General features: G+C 58.2%; 16 protein-coding genes. 9 read left to right on the forward strand and 7 right to left on the reverse strand.

The genetic code is table 11. The annotated features are described in order from the left end of the window. Positions 1 to 16: 16 nt before the first annotated feature. Genes dnaQ through ABRP31_RS18575 form a run of 3 tightly spaced genes read right to left on the reverse strand, consistent with a single transcriptional unit; the run spans position 17 to position 2,016 of the window. On the reverse strand, positions 17 to 778 hold the full coding sequence (dnaQ, locus tag ABRP31_RS18565; RefSeq protein ID WP_349973020.1) for a DNA polymerase III subunit epsilon: 762 nt from the start codon (positions 776 to 778) through the stop codon (positions 17 to 19). Then, positions 771 to 1,223 carry a ribonuclease HI gene (gene rnhA, locus ABRP31_RS18570; protein ID WP_087274467.1) on the reverse strand — a complete coding sequence of 151 codons (453 nt, stop codon included), beginning with the start codon at positions 1,221 to 1,223 and terminating at the stop codon, positions 771 to 773. Before rnhA ends, dnaQ begins: the two co-directional genes overlap by 8 nt. 31 nt (positions 1,224 to 1,254) lie before the next feature. Next, positions 1,255 to 2,016 (reverse strand): class I SAM-dependent methyltransferase, encoded by a 762-nt coding sequence (locus ABRP31_RS18575; protein ID WP_087274469.1) that lies wholly within the window; start codon positions 2,014 to 2,016, stop codon positions 1,255 to 1,257. A 70-nt stretch (positions 2,017 to 2,086) separates the two neighbouring features. On the opposite strand from ABRP31_RS18575, the gene gloB reads away from it, so the two are divergent. The 8 genes from gloB to fabI all read left to right on the forward strand — a co-directional run bounded on the left by gloB (position 2,087) and on the right by fabI (position 12,997). Next, entirely contained in the window at positions 2,087 to 2,866 is a 780-nt protein-coding gene (gloB, locus tag ABRP31_RS18580) for a hydroxyacylglutathione hydrolase (protein ID WP_349973017.1), read from the forward strand. A 99-nt stretch (positions 2,867 to 2,965) separates the two neighbouring features. After that, positions 2,966 to 4,552 (forward strand): LysM peptidoglycan-binding domain-containing protein, encoded by a 1,587-nt coding sequence (locus ABRP31_RS18585; protein WP_349973016.1) that lies wholly within the window; start codon positions 2,966 to 2,968, stop codon positions 4,550 to 4,552. Positions 4,553 to 4,799: 247 nt separating this feature from the next. Beyond that, the gene (locus ABRP31_RS18590) at positions 4,800 to 6,629 is read left to right on the forward strand and encodes an extracellular solute-binding protein (RefSeq protein WP_349973014.1); all 1,830 of its coding nucleotides are present in this window, start codon (positions 4,800 to 4,802) and stop codon (positions 6,627 to 6,629) included. Further along, complete coding sequence (locus ABRP31_RS18595) at positions 6,626 to 8,476, forward strand: extracellular solute-binding protein (RefSeq protein WP_349973012.1); 1,851 nt, start codon at positions 6,626 to 6,628, stop codon at positions 8,474 to 8,476. The genes ABRP31_RS18590 and ABRP31_RS18595 overlap by 4 nt, the downstream gene beginning before the upstream one ends. Before the next feature lies 1 nt (position 8,477). Continuing rightward, a complete protein-coding gene (locus ABRP31_RS18600; protein ID WP_087274477.1) occupies positions 8,478 to 9,551 on the forward strand; it encodes a microcin C ABC transporter permease YejB in 1,074 nt (357 codons plus the stop codon). Between the two features lies 1 nt (position 9,552). Further along, on the forward strand, positions 9,553 to 10,572 hold the full coding sequence (locus ABRP31_RS18605) for an ABC transporter permease (protein ID WP_087274479.1): 1,020 nt from the start codon (positions 9,553 to 9,555) through the stop codon (positions 10,570 to 10,572). Position 10,573: 1 nt separating this feature from the next. Further along, on the forward strand, positions 10,574 to 12,184 hold the full coding sequence (locus ABRP31_RS18610; protein ID WP_349973010.1) for an ABC transporter ATP-binding protein: 1,611 nt from the start codon (positions 10,574 to 10,576) through the stop codon (positions 12,182 to 12,184). Positions 12,185 to 12,202: 18 nt separating this feature from the next. Beyond that, positions 12,203 to 12,997 carry an enoyl-ACP reductase FabI gene (fabI, locus tag ABRP31_RS18615; protein ID WP_087274483.1) on the forward strand — a complete coding sequence of 265 codons (795 nt, stop codon included), beginning with the start codon at positions 12,203 to 12,205 and terminating at the stop codon, positions 12,995 to 12,997. 147 nt (positions 12,998 to 13,144) lie between these two features. Here the strand turns inward: fabI and ABRP31_RS18620 are convergent, their stop codons facing one another. After that, positions 13,145 to 14,923 (reverse strand): ABC transporter transmembrane domain-containing protein, encoded by a 1,779-nt coding sequence (locus tag ABRP31_RS18620; RefSeq protein WP_349973009.1) that lies wholly within the window; start codon positions 14,921 to 14,923, stop codon positions 13,145 to 13,147. Between the two features lie 289 nt (positions 14,924 to 15,212). Between ABRP31_RS18620 and ABRP31_RS18625 the strand changes: the two genes are divergently transcribed. Next, a complete protein-coding gene (locus tag ABRP31_RS18625) occupies positions 15,213 to 15,389 on the forward strand; it encodes a PA1571 family protein (RefSeq protein WP_349973007.1) in 177 nt (58 codons plus the stop codon). Between the two features lie 69 nt (positions 15,390 to 15,458). On the opposite strand, the gene pdxB is transcribed toward ABRP31_RS18625, so the two are convergent. The 3 genes from pdxB to ABRP31_RS18640 form a co-directional block, all read right to left on the reverse strand. Continuing rightward, complete coding sequence (gene pdxB, locus ABRP31_RS18630) at positions 15,459 to 16,607, reverse strand: 4-phosphoerythronate dehydrogenase PdxB (RefSeq protein WP_349973006.1); 1,149 nt, start codon at positions 16,605 to 16,607, stop codon at positions 15,459 to 15,461. A 208-nt stretch (positions 16,608 to 16,815) separates the two neighbouring features. Further along, the gene (tusA, locus tag ABRP31_RS18635) at positions 16,816 to 17,070 is read right to left on the reverse strand and encodes a sulfurtransferase TusA (RefSeq protein WP_349973004.1); all 255 of its coding nucleotides are present in this window, start codon (positions 17,068 to 17,070) and stop codon (positions 16,816 to 16,818) included. A 49-nt stretch (positions 17,071 to 17,119) separates the two neighbouring features. Further along, positions 17,120 to 17,590, reverse strand: a complete 471-nt coding sequence (locus ABRP31_RS18640; RefSeq protein ID WP_087274496.1) for a DUF1289 domain-containing protein — start codon at positions 17,588 to 17,590, stop codon at positions 17,120 to 17,122. Positions 17,591 to 17,731 lie beyond the last annotated feature (141 nt).

The following is a 17,731-nucleotide window of genomic DNA, read 5'->3' on the forward strand; positions in this document are numbered from 1 at the left end:
ATCGGTCTAGCTTTGATTATGCCTGCTGCGCAGCGGCTGCTGCTTCCTGCAACTGCACCCATAACGCAGGGGCACCAGCAGCCTTGGCAATCGCCGCCATGCGAACATCGTGTTCAGCCAGGTCACTTTCACTGGCACGGATGACGCGGCAGGGCTGGCGGTCGGCTGGCAAGCGACGAATCTCGGTCGCTGTATTACCCGAGCCTTCCCCCGAACCATTGCCGTCACTGGCATTGCCTGCCAGGGACAGGCTGGTCTGGCCGCCAGTCATAGTCAGGTAAACGTCAGCGAGAATCTCGGAGTCGAGCAATGCGCCGTGCAATTCACGGCCAGAGTTGTCGACGCCATAACGTTTGCACAAGGCGTCCAGGCTGTTGCGCTGACCCGGATGCCGCTCACGCGCCATCATCAAGGTATCGAGCACGGTGCAGTGCTGAGTGATATCAGCCCTGTCCTGCTGGCCGATCAGGGCGAATTCGTTGTTGATGAAGCCAACGTCGAACGCCGCGTTATGAATAATCAGCTGTGCGCCCTTGATGAATTCGAAGAACTCATCGGCGACTTCAGCAAAACGCGGCTTGCCAACCAGAAATTCGTTAGTGATGCCGTGGACGCCGATAGCGCCCTCGTCACTTTCCCGATCGGGTTGCAGGTACACGTGAAAATGCCGCCCGGTCAGGCGGCGGCCTATCAGTTCGACACAACCAATCTCGATGACGCGGTGGCCATCGGTGACCGGCATACCGGTCGTTTCGGTATCGAGTACTACGCTACGCATGTTTGATGCCTCTTACTTCGTCAACACCACGATTGGCCAACTGGTCGGCCCGCTCGTTCCCCGGGTGCCCGATATGACCACGGACCCATTTCCAGGTCACGGTGTGACGATTGACTTGTTCGTCCAGCAGCTTCCAGAGATCGGCATTTTTTACCGGCTCTTTGGCGGCCGTCTTCCAGCCGCGCTTCTTCCAGTTAACCATCCACTCGGTGATGCCTTTCATCACATATTGCGAGTCGGTGACCAGCAGAACTTCACAGGGGCGCTTGAGCTCTTCAAGGCCACGAATGGCGCCCAACAACTCCATACGATTATTGGTGGTATTGGCTTCGCCGCCCCACAGTTCCTTTTCAACACCCTTACAGACCAGCAACGCGCCCCAGCCGCCAGGCCCGGGGTTGCCTTTACAGGCGCCATCGGTGAACAGTTCAACGGTATCGCTCATTACAAACATCCAGAATTAGTTGGCTTGAGCGCTATTCAGGCTCGCAAGTGTCTCGATTGACCTTGGCCATGGGGAGTGGAATCAGCTTGCCCATTGGTTCGCGGCGCAACTCCCGCAAAGGCCGCAATCCTACCACTAGCTTGCGTGCGACTAATAAATAGAAGCCGCCGCCCGGGCTTTGCCAGCCATCGCCGAGACGTTCAAGGCCTGACAGGCGAGCTTGCCAGCTCGCTGAAGCAAGCGGCGGACGATAGCATCCGAAGCGCCGCTTCTCCAGTGCGAAGCCCAGCAGATTCAGCCAGTCGGCGACCCTTGACGGGGAAATACAGCGCGCTTTGTGCAGCGCATCCTTGGCAAAAAAATGCCGCAGGCCCCACGTGCTCCAAGGGTTGATACCGACAATCAACAAATGCCCGCCGGGCCTCACGCTGCTGGCGGCCTCGCGCAGCAAGCCGTGGGGTGAAAGGCAGAAATCCAGACCGTGCTGCATCACCACAACGTCCGCCGCATGCTCGCTGAGCGGCCATGCCTGCTCTTCACAAACAATCTCGACACCAGGCAGCGGCGCACCCAGGCGCACATTGCGCTGGACTTGCTGCGCTGCGGGCGGCGTTTCGGCTGAAGGGCCGTAATGCACCAGATAACCACCGAAAAAGCGCCCGAGCTCCTCTTCCAGAACCCGTCGTTCTTCCTGCAATAAAAGCTGGCCTAAAGGGCCTGACAGCCAGTCGCGTGCTGAACTGATCAGCGCCAGCCATTCAGGATCAGCCTGTGCGAATGCTTCATCGGTCATGTGTGATCCTCGCATCAAGCGTCATCAGACTCTAAGATGCCTCATTGTTTCCCGCTAAGCGAACTGCGCCATGATACAGATTGATGCCCTGCCGGCTTTTAACGACAACTACATCTGGTTGTTACAAGATCCTTCGAGCAAACGCTGTGCCGTGGTTGATCCCGGAGATGCGGCCCCCGTCATCAATTGGCTGGAGCAACATCCGGACTGGACCCTCAGCGACATCCTGATCACCCATCATCATCACGACCATGTGGGCGGTGTTGCGCAACTCAAGCAACGTACGGGCGCCCAGGTAGCAGGTCCGGCAACGGAAAACATTCCGGCGCGGGACATCAGCCTCGCCGATAACGACCGGATCAACGTCCTGGGACTCGATTTCGACGTCATCCTCGTCCCGGGCCACACCCTGGGCCATATCGCTTTTTACCATGCAGGCTTGGAAAAGCCGTTGCTGTTCTGTGGCGACACACTCTTCGCCGCAGGTTGCGGGCGTCTTTTCGAAGGCACACCGGTACAAATGCACCAATCGCTTGGCCGCTTGACCGACCTTCCAGATAACACGCTGGTGTATTGCGCTCACGAATACACACTCAGCAATCTGCGCTTCGCCCAAGCCGTCGAGCCGCACAACGCGGACATCGCAGAGCGTTTGGCCGAAGTGACCCGGTGGCGCAACGAAAACCGTATCAGCCTGCCGTCAAATCTTGCGCTGGAACGTCTCACAAACCCATTCATTCGCACCAATGAAACATCTGTTAAACAAAAAGCAGACGAACGGAGCGGCACCGATAATCAGTCTCCGAGCGAGATTTTTGCTGCCTTGAGAGCTTGGAAGGATACGTTCTAAAAAGCGCAATACTGAGCACAAAATCGTTGAAAGGTTGACCATTGGCAGGGGGGTTTCTAGAATCGCCCGACATTTTCGCCTGGAACTATCTCCCAGCCAATGTCGTCATCTATACGCAGAACCACTAATTCAGACGCATTGACTCGGTTAGCTCAGGCTATTGCCGTAGCCGTGAGCGCCACGCTTGCCGGCTGCCAGACCACTAGCCACGTCGAACCCAGCAGTAGCCACCGCGCGCCCAATCTGGCCGCGGGCATCAAGCAAAAACCGATCTTTCTTACCCATAAACCTGCCCCGCTTGCGCCACCGCAAGATGTCTGGGAACGGATGCGTCAGGGCTTTCAGTTGCAACAAGGCAACGACCTGAACCCACGCATCGATCAGCAACGCCTCTGGTTTGCCAACAACCCGTCGTTCCTGGAGAACGCCGGCGAGCGCGGCAGCCTTTATATGCATTACATCGTCGAGCGTCTTGAAGAGCGCAACATGCCGCTGGAACTGGCGCTGCTGCCCGTTATCGAGAGCGCCTACAACCCAATGGCCGTGTCGCGCAGCAAAGCCGTCGGCCTGTGGCAGTTCATCCCGTCGACCGGACGCTACTTCAACCTGCGCCAGACCAGCTTCTACGATGGCCGCCGTGACATCCAGGCTTCCACCGTTGCAGCCATGGACTACCTGACGCGTCTGCACGACATGTTCAATGGCGACTGGCTGCTGGCGCTGGCTGCTTATAACGCTGGCGAGGGCACGGTCAGCCGGGCCATCGAGCGTAACGAAAAGCTTGGCCTGCCAACCGATTACTGGAACCTGCCCCTGCCGCAGGAAACCAAGGATTACGTGCCCAAGCTGCTGGCCCTGTCCCAAGTGGTGCTTGCGCCCGAAGCCTACGGCGTCAACCTTAATCCGATTGCCAACGAACCCTATTTCGAAGTCGTCGAACTGAACCAGCGCATGGACCTGTCCAGAGTCGCCGCGATGGGTAACATCGACGAAGACGAACTGATCCAGCTCAACCCGGCGTTCAAGAAGCACATGACTATCGATGGCCCCAAGCACCTGTTGGTGCCGACGGCCAAGAAGCAGTTGCTGACTGCCAATCTGTCGAACATGAAGCCTCAGGAACTGGTTGACTGGCAGCAGTATCGGGTTCGCAAAGGCGACACACTTGCCAGCCTGGCCAGCCGCTATCAGGTTTCGGTCAGTTCGCTGAAAAGCAGCAACAAGCTGTCCGGCAACAGCCTGCGTGTGGGTCAGTCGCTGAGTATTCCGACTCAGCCGGGCATGACACCTTCAAAACCGGTGTTCGAAGAACTGGCGCGTAACGAAAAACCGGCACGCAGCAGAAATTACACCGTCAAGAGCGGTGAAAACCTGTCAATCATCGCCAAGGCCAACAAAGTCGACGTCAAGGATCTGCAGCGCTGGAACAAGCTTTCCGGACAGAACCTGAAGGTCGGTCAGACGCTGGTGATGGAAGACAACACCCCGAAAGCCAAAACCACTGCGACCGCAAGCGCAGCCCCGGCTGACAAGAAGTCCATGCAATACAAGATCCAGAAAGGCGACTCGATGTATCTGGTCGCCAAGCGCTTCAACGTTGAAATGCAGCATCTCAAACGCTGGAACCCGCGCAGCGGTTCAGCACTCAAGCCGGGCCAGACCCTGACTGTTTATCTGCCGCATTGATGCATCCCTTCACGCAGAGAACACGGGCCTTGTAGGCGCTAACTTGTTCGCGAGGTGTCTGCCTGACACACCAAGTCAGGCGGCTCGCGAACAAGTTCACTCCTACGGGGAACGCGTTTGCCGCATGACAGCGCACTGTAAGCATCACCGTGCGGTCTCCTGCAAGGCAGCTGCCTGCGCTGAACCCTTTTTCCTGTCGATACAAGCTGTTACTGTTGACGACCCAAAAGCCCAAGCCGTCTGGATCGTGATACGTCCCTTCCTGCTACTCATCAGCCTGGCCTTGAGCTTTCCCGTCTACGCAGCCATCAGCGAGAGCCATGGCTACGCGCAGTTTGGTGTCCTCAAGTATCCGGCCAGCTTCACGCATTTCGACTGGGTAAACCCCGAGGCGCCGAAAGGTGGCACCTTGCGAATGATGGCTTTCGGCACGTTCGACACGCTCAACCCTTACACCTTCAAGGGCAGCAGCCCGATTTCCACCGGCAATTTCCTGCAGTACGGCGTCAACGAGCTGAATGAGCCGTTGATGGTGGGTACGGGTCAATACGATCCGTCCGGTGACGAGCCAACGTCGAGCTATGGCCTGATCGCGCAGAGTGTCGAGTTCAGCGAAGACCGCAGTTGGGTGGTGTTCAACATTCGCCCCCAGGCCCGTTTTCACGACGGCAAGCCGATTACTGCCTACGATGTAGCGTTTTCCTACCGTACCCTGCTCAAGGACGGCCATCCGCAGTACCGCACTGCCCTGCAGGAAGTGCAGCGGGTCGACATCCTTAATCGTCAGCGTATTCGCTTCGTCTTCAAACGCACGGGTAATCCACTGTTGATCCTGCGTCTGGGCGAATTGCCCGTGCTGCCGCAACACTACTGGAAGGACCGTGACTTCAAGGCCACCACCTTTGAGCCGCCACTGGGCAGCGGGCCGTATCGTATTACCAAGGTACAGCCCGGCCGCCAATTGATCTTCGAGCGGGTCAAGGATTACTGGGGCAAGGATCTACCGGTCAATCGTGGCAAGTACAACTTCGACCGGGTTGAAGTGGAGTTCTACCGCGACAGCGACGTGGCCTTCGAAGCGTTCAAAGCCGGTGAGTTCGATATTTACATCGAGCACCAGGCCAAGAACTGGTCCACGGGTTACAACTTCCCGGCCATTGCCAACGGCCAGGTGATCAAGGCTCAGATCGAGCACAAGATTCCGACCCAGACTCAGGGTCTTTTCATGAATACCCGGCGCGCCATGTTCGCCGATGCCCGCGTGCGCGAAGCGCTGGGGATGATGTTCAACTTCGAATGGACCAATCGCACCCTGTTCAGCGACGCCTATTCGCGTACCACGAGTTACTACCCCAACAGCGAATTTTCCGCGACCGGCCTGCCCACCGGTGCCGAATGGCTGCTGCTGTCGGCTTATCGCGAGCAATTGCCAGCAAGCCTGTTCACGCAGCCGTTTACCGTGTCGAAAACCGACGGCGGCGGCATCCCCCGGGAAACCCTGCGTAAAGCCCTGAAATTGTTCGGCGAAGCGGGCTGGAAGCTGTCGGACCACGGTCTGGTGAACGCCAAAGACCAGCAACTGCGTTTTGAGATCCTGCTGGTCAACCCGAGCCTTGAACGCATTCAACAGCCTTTTATTGAAGACCTGCGCCGGATCGGCATCGACGCCCGCTTGCGCACGGTAGACCGCGCCCAGTACAAGCAGCGGCTGGACCAGTTCGATTTCGACATGATCAGCATGACCATGGCGCAGACCCTCAGCCCCGGTCTGGAGCAGTGGCAGTACTTCCATTCCAGCCAGGCCGCGATCAAGGGCAGCAAGAATTACGCGGGTGTCGCCAATCCGGTGGTCGACGGCCTGCTCAATCAATTACTCGCCGCGCAGACACGGGACACACAAGTGGCCGCCGCCCGCGCGCTGGATCGCGTACTGCTATCGCAGCACTACATGATCCCCAACTGGTATCTGAATAATCATCGCCTGGCGTACCGCAACCGGTTCGCCATGGTCACCACCCCGCCCTACACCCTGGGTTTGCGTGCGTGGTGGTTAAAGCCTCTGGAGAAGTCCCAATGAACCCGTTGCGTTCCCTGCTCTCTCGGGCTGGCGGCCTGCTGCTGGTCGGCCTTGCCTGCACCGCCCAGGCTGCGCCTCAGCATGCCCTGACGCTTTATGACGAAGCACCGAAGTACCCTGCCAACTTCAAGCATTTCGACTATGTGAATCCGGACGCCCCTAAAGGCGGCACCCTGCGCCAGGCGGGCTTTGGCGGCTTCGACAGTCTCAACCCGTTTATCAACAAGGGCACGCCCGCCGAAGACATCGGCATGATCTACGACACGCTGGCCCGCTCCAGCCTCGATGAGCCACTCACCGAGTACGGATTGATCGCCAGCAAGATCGAGAAAGCCGCGGATAACACCTGGGTACGCTTCTATCTGCGGCCTGAAGCGCGCTTCCATGACGGCCACCCGATCCGCGCCGAAGACGTCGAGTTTTCCTTTAATACCCTGATCAAGGACGGCTCGCCGATGTACCGGGCGTACTACGCCGGAGTAGACAAGGTGGTCGTCGAGGATCCGCTGCGGGTCCTGTTCAAGTTCAAGAACAGCGACAGCCGCGAATTGCCGTTGATCATCGGTCAGTTGCCGGTATTGCCGAAACACTTCTGGGCGACCCGCGAATTCACCAAAGGCAACCTCGAATTTCCGTTGGGCAGCGGTCCGTACAAGGTCGCAGAGGTCAAGGCCGGTCGCTCGGTTCGCTACGAACGGGTCAAGGATTATTGGGCCAAAGACCTGCCGGTCAATCGCGGCCAGTACAACTTCGACGTGATGAATTACGACTACTACCGCGACAGCGACGTGGCTCTGCAAGCGCTTAAAGCCGGACAGTACGACTACCGCGAAGAGAACACCGCCAAGAACTGGGCTGCTGCCTACGACATCCCGGCAGTGCGCGACGGTCGGCTAATCAAGGAAGAGTTTCCCAATGGCAACCCGCAGGGCATGCAGGGGTTCGTCATGAACCTGCGCCGTCCGGTGTTCCAGGACCCGAAAGTGCGTGAAGCATTGACCCTGCTGTTCGATTTCGAATGGACCAACAAGCAATTGTTCAGCGGCTCCTATACGCGCACCAAAAGCTATTTCGACAATTCGGAGATGGCCTCAAGCGGCCTGCCTTCTGCTGCCGAGCTGAAGCTTCTTGAGCCATTGCGCGGCAAGATTCCTGACCGGGTGTTCACTGAAGAATTTGTGCTGCCTACCACCGACGGCAGTGGCATGATCCGGCCGCAGATGCGCCGTGCGTATCAGTTGCTGCAAGAGGCTGGCTGGCGCATCAAGGACGACCAGATGACCGATGCTCAGGGCAACCCGGTCAAACTGGAATTCCTTATGGCACAGACCGCCTTCGAGCGGGTCATGCTGCCTTACAAACGCAACCTCAAAGACCTGGGCATCGAACTGACAATCCGTCGTGTGGATGTTGCCGAGTACATGAACCGCCTGCGTTCGCGGGACTTCGACATGATTGTCAGCAGCTTTCCGCAATCTTCGTCGCCAGGTAACGAGCAGCGTGAGTTTTTCCACTCGGTCAGCGCCGACCGTACCGGCAGCCGCAACTTCATGGGCCTCAAAGACCCGGCAGTGGACGCACTGGTCGATGGCTTGATCAACGCAGACTCACGGGAAAGCCTGGTCGCCCATACCCGGGCGCTGGACCGCGTGCTGCTGTGGGGTTTCTACATGGTGCCTAACTGGCACATCAAGAGCTGGAGGGTCGTCTACTGGAACCATCTGGCACACCCGAAAGCCAAGGCATTGTCGGACATTGGCCTGAACACGTGGTGGGCGAAACCTGACGTACAGCCTGCTCCGCCGCAGCCCGACCCGTCAGTAGATACCGAGAAGGAGGAGCGCTGAGATGCTGGCCTACATCCTGCGGCGTCTGCTGCTGATCATCCCGACCCTGTTCGGCATCCTGCTGATCAACTTTGTAATCATTCAAGCCGCGCCCGGCGGGCCGGTGGAACAAATGATCGCCAAGCTCGAAGGCTTCGAGGGTGCAACCAGCCGTATCGCTGGCGGTGGCTCCGAAGTCTCGGTGGCGGGCTCCAACTATCGCGGCGCCCAAGGGCTGGACCCGGCGCTGGTGAAAGAAATCGAGAAGATGTACGGCTTCGATAAATCGGCGCCGGAACGTCTCTGGATCATGATCAAGAATTACGCTCACCTGGACTTCGGCGACAGCTTCTTCCGTGATGCCAAGGTGGTCGACCTGATCATCGAGAAGATGCCGGTATCCATCTCTCTGGGGTTATGGAGCACCCTGATCATGTACCTGGTGTCGATCCCGCTGGGGATCGCCAAAGCGACCCGGCACGGCAGTCATTTCGACGTCTGGACCAGCTCGGCGATCATCGTCGGCTACGCGATTCCGGCGTTCCTGTTCGCCATCCTGCTGATTGTGGTCTTCGCCGGGGGCAGTTACTTCGACTGGTTCCCGCTACGCGGCCTGACCTCGAACAACTTCGACGAGTTAAGCACGGGCGGCAAGATTCTCGATTACTTCTGGCACCTGGCGCTGCCCATCACGGCTCTGGTGATCGGTAACTTTGCAACCATGACCCTGCTGACCAAAAACAGCTTCCTCGATGAAATCGGCAAGCAGTACGTGACCACCGCCAAAGCCAAAGGCCTGAGCAACAATCGTGTGCTTTACGGCCATGTGTTCCGCAATGCAATGCTGCTGGTGATTGCAGGTTTTCCGTCGGCGTTCATCGGCATCTTCTTCACCGGCTCGCTGCTAGTGGAAGTGATTTTCTCCCTCGACGGCCTGGGCCTGATGAGTTTCGAAGCCGCCATCAACCGCGACTATCCCGTGGTGTTTGGCACGCTGTTTATCTTCACCCTGCTGGGGCTGGTGGTGAAACTGATCGGGGACATCACCTACACCCTGGTGGACCCGCGCATCGACTTCGAAAGCAGGAAACATTGATATGAAGTTGTCTCCTCTGAACCGTCGACGCTTCGAGCGTTTCAAGGCCAACAAACGCGGCTGGTGGTCGCTGTGGCTGTTCCTGATCCTCTTCGTCCTGAGCCTAGGCGCGGAACTGATCGCCAACGACAAACCGCTGGCCATACGGTATGACGGCGCGTGGTACTTCCCGGTGCTGGAGCGCTATCCGGAAACCACTTTTGGTGGCGAATTCCCGCTGGAGGCCAATTACAAAAGCCCCTACATCAAAGAGCTGCTGGCAGCCAAAGACGGCTGGACCTTATGGGCCCCGATCCCGTTCAGCTACCAGAGCATCAACTACGACCTGAAAGTACCTGCCCCTGCCCCTCCCTCATCGGAAAACCTGCTCGGTACAGATGATCAGGGCCGTGACGTACTCGCGCGAGTGATCTACGGCTTCCGGATTTCGGTGCTGTTTGCCCTGACGTTGACCGTACTCAGCTCGATCATCGGGGTTATCGCCGGTGCATTGCAGGGTTTCTACGGCGGCTGGGTGGACCTGGTCGGGCAACGGTTCCTGGAAGTCTGGTCCGGATTGCCGGTCCTTTACCTGCTGATCATTCTTGCCAGTTTCGTGCAGCCCAACTTCTGGTGGTTGCTGGGCATCATGCTGCTGTTTTCCTGGATGAGCCTGGTAGACGTGGTACGCGCCGAGTTCCTGCGCGGACGCAATCTGGAATACGTGCGCGCCGCCCGGGCGCTGGGCATGGAGAACGGCGCGATCATGTTCCGCCACATTCTGCCCAACGCCATGGTCTCGACCATGACCTTTATGCCGTTTATCCTCACCGGCGCCATCGGCACACTGACGGCGCTGGACTTCCTCGGCTTCGGCTTGCCAGCAGGGTCGCCGTCACTGGGCGAGCTGGTTGCCCAGGGTAAATCCAACCTGCAAGCTCCATGGCTGGGCATCAGCGCCTTCGCCGTGCTGGCCCTGATGCTGAGTCTGCTGGTGTTCATCGGCGAATCCGCACGCGATGCTTTCGACCCAAGGAAATGAAATGAACAATGACAATCTGATCGAGATCCGCGATCTGGCCGTCGAGTTCGTGTCCGGCGAAGGCTGTCAGCGCGTGGTCGAAGGCATCAATTTTGATATCCGCCGGGGCGAAACCCTGGCACTCGTGGGCGAAAGTGGCTCGGGTAAATCGGTCACCGCACACTCGATCCTGCGCCTGCTGCCCTATCCGCTGGCTCGCCACCCAAGCGGCAGCATTCGCTATGCCGGTCAGGACCTGTTGACCCTGGACGAGAAAAAACTGCGCAAGATTCGCGGTAATCGCATCGCGATGATCTTCCAGGAACCGATGACCTCGCTCAACCCATTGCAGTCGATCGAGAAGCAAATCAATGAAGTTCTCGGACTGCACAAAGGCCTGAGCGGCAAGGACGCGACCCGCCGCACCCTTGAGTTGCTGGAACTGGTAGGCATCCCGGAACCGGTGAAACGCCTGAAAGCCCTGCCCCATGAATTATCGGGCGGCCAACGGCAACGGGTGATGATCGCCATGGCCCTGGCCAACGAGCCGGAGCTGCTGATTGCCGACGAGCCGACCACGGCGCTGGACGTCACGGTACAGCTGAAAATCCTCGAACTGCTCAAGGAATTGCAAGCGCGTCTGGGCATGGCCTTGCTGCTGATCAGCCATGACTTGAACGTTGTGAAGCAAATAGCCAACCGCGTATGTGTCATGCAGCGCGGTTGCATCGTCGAACAAGCGTCCTGTGACGAATTGTTTCGTTCGCCCCAGCATCCGTACACCAAAATTCTGCTCAGCGCAGAGCCTAGCGGCGGCCCGGCGGCCAATCCGGCGGGTGCATCGCTGCTGGAGGTTGAGGATTTGCGGGTCTGGTTTCCGATCAAGAAAGGCCTGTTCAAGCGGACCGTCGATCACGTCAAGGCTGTGGACGGCATCCACTTCAGTCTGCCCAAAGGGCAAACGCTGGGGATTGTCGGTGAAAGCGGCTCGGGCAAATCGACGTTGGGCCTGGCGATTCTTCGTCTGATCGGTAGCCAGGGAGTCATCCGATTCCAGGGTGAAACGCTAGACTGCCTGTCGCAGCAACAGATTCGTCCGTTGCGTCGACAGATGCAGGTGGTTTTTCAGGACCCGTTCGGCAGTCTGAGCCCGCGAATGTCGGTGGGTGAAATCGTTGGCGAAGGCCTGCGTATCCATCGCATGGGCACAGCGGCCGAACAGGAAACTGCAATTATCGAAGCACTCAGAGAGGTAGGACTGGATCCGGAAACCCGGCACCGCTACCCTCACGAGTTCTCCGGAGGGCAACGGCAGAGGATCGCCATTGCCCGGGCACTGGTCTTGAAACCGGCGCTGATTCTGCTGGACGAGCCCACTTCGGCGCTCGACCGGACAGTGCAGCGTCAGGTAGTCGAGCTGCTGCGCTCACTGCAGACCAAGTACAACCTGACGTATTTGTTTATCAGCCATGACCTGGCTGTCGTCAAAGCCCTCAGCCACCAATTGATGGTGGTCAAGCAGGGTCAAGTGGTCGAACAGGGTGACGCGCAAGAAATCTTTGCCGCACCGCAACATTCTTATACACAGCAGTTGCTGGAAGCCGCCTTTTTGGCACCAGTAGCTGTCGATTAACCTGAAGAGGAACAACACATGGGTTTTCTCGCCGGTAAGCGCGTCCTGATCGTCGGTGTCGCTAGCAAACTGTCCATCGCATCCGGCATCGCTGCCGCCATGCATCGCGAGGGTGCAGAGCTTGCCTTCACCTACCAGAACGACAAACTCAAAGGTCGCGTCGAAGAATTCGCCGCTGGCTGGGGTTCGGGCCCTGAGCTGTGCTTCCCTTGTGACGTAGCCAGTGACGAAGAAATCGCCAAGGTCTTTGAAGACCTGAGCAAGAAATGGGACGGCCTGGACGTTATCGTTCACTCCGTAGGCTTTGCTCCAGGCGACCAGCTGGATGGCGACTTCACCGACGCCACGACGCGCGAAGGTTTCCGCATTGCTCACGACATCAGCGCCTACAGCTTCGTGGCACTGGCCAAAGCCGGTCGCGAAATGATGAAAGGCCGCAATGGCAGCCTGCTGACCCTGTCGTACCTGGGTGCCGAGCGCACCATGCCGAACTACAACGTGATGGGCATGGCCAAGGCCAGCCTGGAAGCCGGTGTACGTTATCTGGCAGGCAGCCTGGGTCCGGAAGGTACTCGCGTCAACGCGGTATCGGCCGGTCCGATCCGTACCCTGGCAGCTTCGGGTATCAAGAACTTCCGCAAGATGCTGGCCGCGAACGAAGCGCAAACTCCGCTGCGTCGTAACGTGACCATTGATGAAGTCGGCAACGCTGGCGCGTTCCTGTGCTCGGACCTGGCGTCCGGCATCAGCGGCGAAATCATGTACGTAGACGGCGGTTTCAACACCACCGCCATGGGCAACATCGAAGAGTAATCTTCGAACCGGCCTGTGAAAAAGCCCGCAGCTCGTGAGAGTTGCGGGCTTTTTTGTGGGCGGCGTCAGGCCTCATGACACACCGCCATCGCAGCCTTCGGCAGCGCCTACGTAACCGTGGCTCCTCTAGATCAGGCAACTACACAATCAAACCACCTCCTCCCCTCGCGCATTGAACTGCAACGCCGCCAGCCTGGCATACAGCGGGTTGCTGACGATCAATTGCTGATGCGTGCCTACGGCTACCAGTTTTCCTTGATCAATAACCGCAATCCGGTCCGCGTTCTGCACCGTGGCCAGTCGATGGGCGATCACCAGTGTGGTGCGGCCTTTCATCAAGCCCGGCAATGCCTCCTGAATCAGATGCTCACTCTGGGCATCCAGTGCGCTGGTCGCTTCGTCCAGCAGCAGAATCGGCGCATCCACCAGCAAAGCCCGAGCGATGGCAAGACGTTGACGCTGACCGCCAGACAAGCCGAGCCCGCCGTCTCCCAGGTGGGTTTGGTATCCGTTGGCCATTTGCAGGATGAATTCGTGAGCGTGGGCAATACGCGCTGCGGCCTCGACCTGTTCGGTCGTAGCGCTGGCATTGCCGTAGCGAATGTTCTCTTCGACACTGCCGAAAAACAGCGCTGGCGTCTGCGAGACCAGTGCAAAGTTGCGACGCAAGTCCAGCGGATCCAGTCGCGTGATCGGTGTGCCTTCGACAAGGATTTGCCCGTGCTGTGGATCATAGAAACGCAGCAGCAAATCAAACAGGGTCGATTTACCCGCACCTGAAGGACCAACCAGCGCCAGGGTTTCCCCCGGTTCAATGGTCAGGGTCAGGTTGTCCACGGCCTTGTGTTCCGGGCGTGACGGATAGCTGAAGCTAACTGCCTCCAACGCCAGACGACCACTGATCCGCTCTGGCAATTGCAGAAGATCGCTGGTCGGGGGCGTAATCTCGCTTTTCGCCCGCAGCAGTTCGGAGATTCGCTCGGCAGCACCCGCCGCCCGCTGCAGCTCGCCGATAACTTCGCTCAGGGTGCCGAAAGCACTGCCCACGATCAGCGCATAAAACACGAATGCCGCCAATTCACCGCTGGAAATAGTGCCTTCGATGACATCCATGCCGCCGACCCACAACATCACGGCGACCGCCCCCAGCACCAGCACGATCACCAGCGTGATCAGCCATGAGCGTTGCAGGATGCGCTTGCGAGCGGTCTGAAACGCGTCTTCGGCGGTTTTGGCAAAACGCGCCTTGTCTTGCTGCTGATGGTTGTAGGCCTGAACCGTCTTGATCTGCCCCAGCGCTTCGGACACGTAGCTGCCGACATCAGCAACACGGTCCTGGCTTTCCCGGGACAGGCTGCGCACCCGACGGCCAAAGATCAGGATCGGCGCGACCACCATTGGCAGCGCCACGACGACAATGCTGGTGAGTTTGGGATTGGTGATGAACAGCAGGACGATCCCGCCTATCACCATCAAAGCGTTGCGCAGGAACATCGACAATGACGAACCAATGACCGATTGCAGCAAGGTTGTATCGGCGGTCAGGCGTGACTGGATTTCCGAACTGCGATTATTTTCGTAGAAGCCCGGATGCAGATTGATCAGGTGATCGAAGACCTTCTTGCGCAAGTCCGCCACGACTCGTTCGCCAATCCAGGAAACCAGATAAAAACGCACAAAGGTACCCGCCGCCAAACCCAGCACCAGCAACATGAACAGGCCGATGGACTGGTTAAGCAGGTGCGGTGACCTAGTCATGAAGCCTTGATCGACCAGCATCTTGATACCTTGCCCGATCGACAAGGTAATCCCGGCCGTCACGATAAGCGCAACCAGCGCTCCCGCGGCCTGCCAACGGTAGGGAGCCATGAACTGCGCCGCCAGGCGAATCGCCTGACGCTGACGGCTGGAAAGCAATGAAGCCATGAAAACTGAACCCGCATGAAAGGCTGAAGCCAGAGCCTACACCGGTGCAGAAGGCTTTTCTCTGCTTTTACCACCGGGCAGGTGCTGATGAACTCTCGCGATTAGCCTTAGTCTGGATATTTATGACCGCTGATACAGTCCCCTAGAGAGGATTGATCTAAGCGAACGCTGGCGGTTATGTGCGGTTTCTGGTGGACTTAACCCGTGCCCGATGTTGCCGAGGGATGTCACGGCAGAGTCATCGGACGCGATTAGTCTAGGCACAACACCTGATGAAAGGAGACAGGCCATGAGCTTGCAAGCAAACAGTAATGAAGTTCCGGTCGTACGAGCCAACCCGCAGCTGCCCGTGGGCGGCGCAATCCTGGACAAGGACGGGCGCGAAGTCGTGATTACTGAAGAGATGGTTCAGGCTGCTTGTCAGGAATGCGACAAGAACTGGGTTAAACCTGAAAAACAAGATTGAGCAATGCCCCAAATTTAGAACCCGACGTCAACGTCGGGTTTTTTCTGCCTGAAATTTAACTCATCGAGCTCAGACAGCCGGAACGACTACCGCACCCAGCGCCACCACCAACTGCTGCAACGCAGCCGATTGGCCATTGATTCGCACCTTCAAGCCCTCGATCTCGCGACGCGGCGGATAATTTTTGCGCAGCAGGTCGAACGCTACTGGCTGGCTGATCGAGCCGACAAGACTACGCCGGAAGTCGGCATCATCACGGCGTGGGTCATAGACGCCACGACACAGCGTGTTCAACGCCCAGACCGGATCGGTGCGCTCATCCAGGGTGACTTCAGCCAGCCACGGTTTGGGCAACAGATCGGCAAGGCTGATGCGAGCTTCCTGCCCCAGAAATGCACACAAAGCCTGATAAATCTGCGCAGTGCCCCGCTGCCGTCCGTCGAGGCTGTAGCCCGCGATATGCGGCGTGCCGATCACGCACAGGTCAGCCAGTTCGGTATTCACCCTGGGCTCGCCTTCCCAGACGTCCAGCACGGCTTGCAGGTCTTCACGATCCAGCAGTGTGTCGTGCAGGGCGGTATTGTCGACGACGGGGCCACGACTGGCGTTGATCAACCAACTGCCGTGTTTGAGCTGCTGCAAGCGTGTCTGATCGAGCAGATGCCAGGTCGGATGTTCACCACTCTTGTCCAGCGGGGTGTGCAGGCTGATCACGTCACAGCGCTGGAGGATTTCTTCCAGGCTGACGAAGTCACCGCCCTCGACCGCTTGCCGGGGAGGATCGCAGACCAGCACATTCCAGCCCAGCGCCTTCAGCACCTTGATTAACCGCCCGCCGACCTGACCCGCGCCGACCACGCCATAAGTGCGCTGCGCCAGGTCTACGCCTTCGATTTCCGCCAGGGTCAGCAAACTGCCGAGCACGTAATCCACCACACCACGGGCATTACAGCCCGGCGCGCTGGACCACTGAATGCCTGCTTGCTGGAAGTGTTCCAGATCCAGATGGTCTGTGCCGATGGTGCAGGTGCCGACAAAACGTACCGGGCTGCCTTCAAGCAGTTCGCGGATCACCGGCGTCACCGAGCGCACCAACAGAATGTCGGCATCGGCCACGGCGGCGCGATCAATGGAACGGCCGGGCAAACGCCGGATCTCGCCAAAACCGGCAAAGAACGCGTCGAGCAACGGAATATTTTCGTCAGCAACAATTCGCATGGTGTACTCCCAGAGGTCGGCGGCAGTGTAGGCATTGATCGGGAGGGATAGGAAGGTCAACGAGCAAGTTGATGTGGAATGCAGTCGTTGTGGGAGCAGAGCTTGCTCGCGATAAGGCCGGATGCGGTTTGATTTGAATCGCATCCGGCCTTATCGCGAGCAAGCTCTGCTCCCACAAAAGTCCTGTGCCAGATGCTAATCCTTCGGCTCAATCCAGCTTCTTGCGAATCCAGTACAGAAACGTTCCGTCTGCAACCTCTTGATCAACCAGATCATGGCCCAGGAATACACAGAACTTGGGAATGTCGCGGCGTGTGGACGGGTCGGTGGCGATAACCTTGAGCAGGCCGCCAGCAGGCAGGTCACGGACTTTCTGATGCAGCATCATCACCGGTTCAGGGCAATTGAGACCGGTGGCATCGAGAATGGCGTCCACGGGCTGGCTTTGGATGGGTTCAGACATAAGCACTCCAGAAACTGGCGGGCATTATCCCGCGTATGCGGGCAGGTCGCTAGCTGCCAAACGCATCCTTGAGAAAGCCCGGTGCGATATAGCGTTCGTAGTGTGCTTCGGACAGCAGGAAAAATTCCCGATCAATGGCATCGCGCAAGTCAGGCAAGGCCCAGTCGCGGAACTCCGGCATCAGCGCCATACCGTAGGCTTCGATATTGGTGATCACCCGCGCGCCGCGCGCAATCAGTTGATAAGCCCAGCAATACTCTGACTGGGCAGGCACGAAGCGGATTTTGCGCTGTTCCAGTTGCGCACGCAGCTTGCCCGCATCAAATACTTCCAGCTTGGCGGTCATCACCTGAACCAGCAGTTGTTCGAGCCGTAGCCACACTGCCCGCTTCTGGTCTTCGTCATAACCGTTCCAGTGGATCACTTCATGGTGGAAACGCTTGCAGCCACGGCACACCAAGTCCCCGTAAACAGTGGAACAAAGGCCGACGCAGGGCGTTTTGATGATTTGATTGGGCATGGCGGACAGGGCAACGACAGGCAAGAACAAGCGCGCATATTAGCCCTTTGTCTAACGAGCTTCACCCCCGAACGTGTAGGGCTAACTTACCTTTACGGAAGATTTGCCGTAGAATCAGCGAGCCTTTTAAGGCGCCAATGT

Source organism: Pseudomonas caspiana (genome assembly GCF_040224095.2).
In the GTDB taxonomy this organism is placed as follows: Bacteria; Pseudomonadota; Gammaproteobacteria; order Pseudomonadales; family Pseudomonadaceae; genus Aquipseudomonas; species Aquipseudomonas caspiana.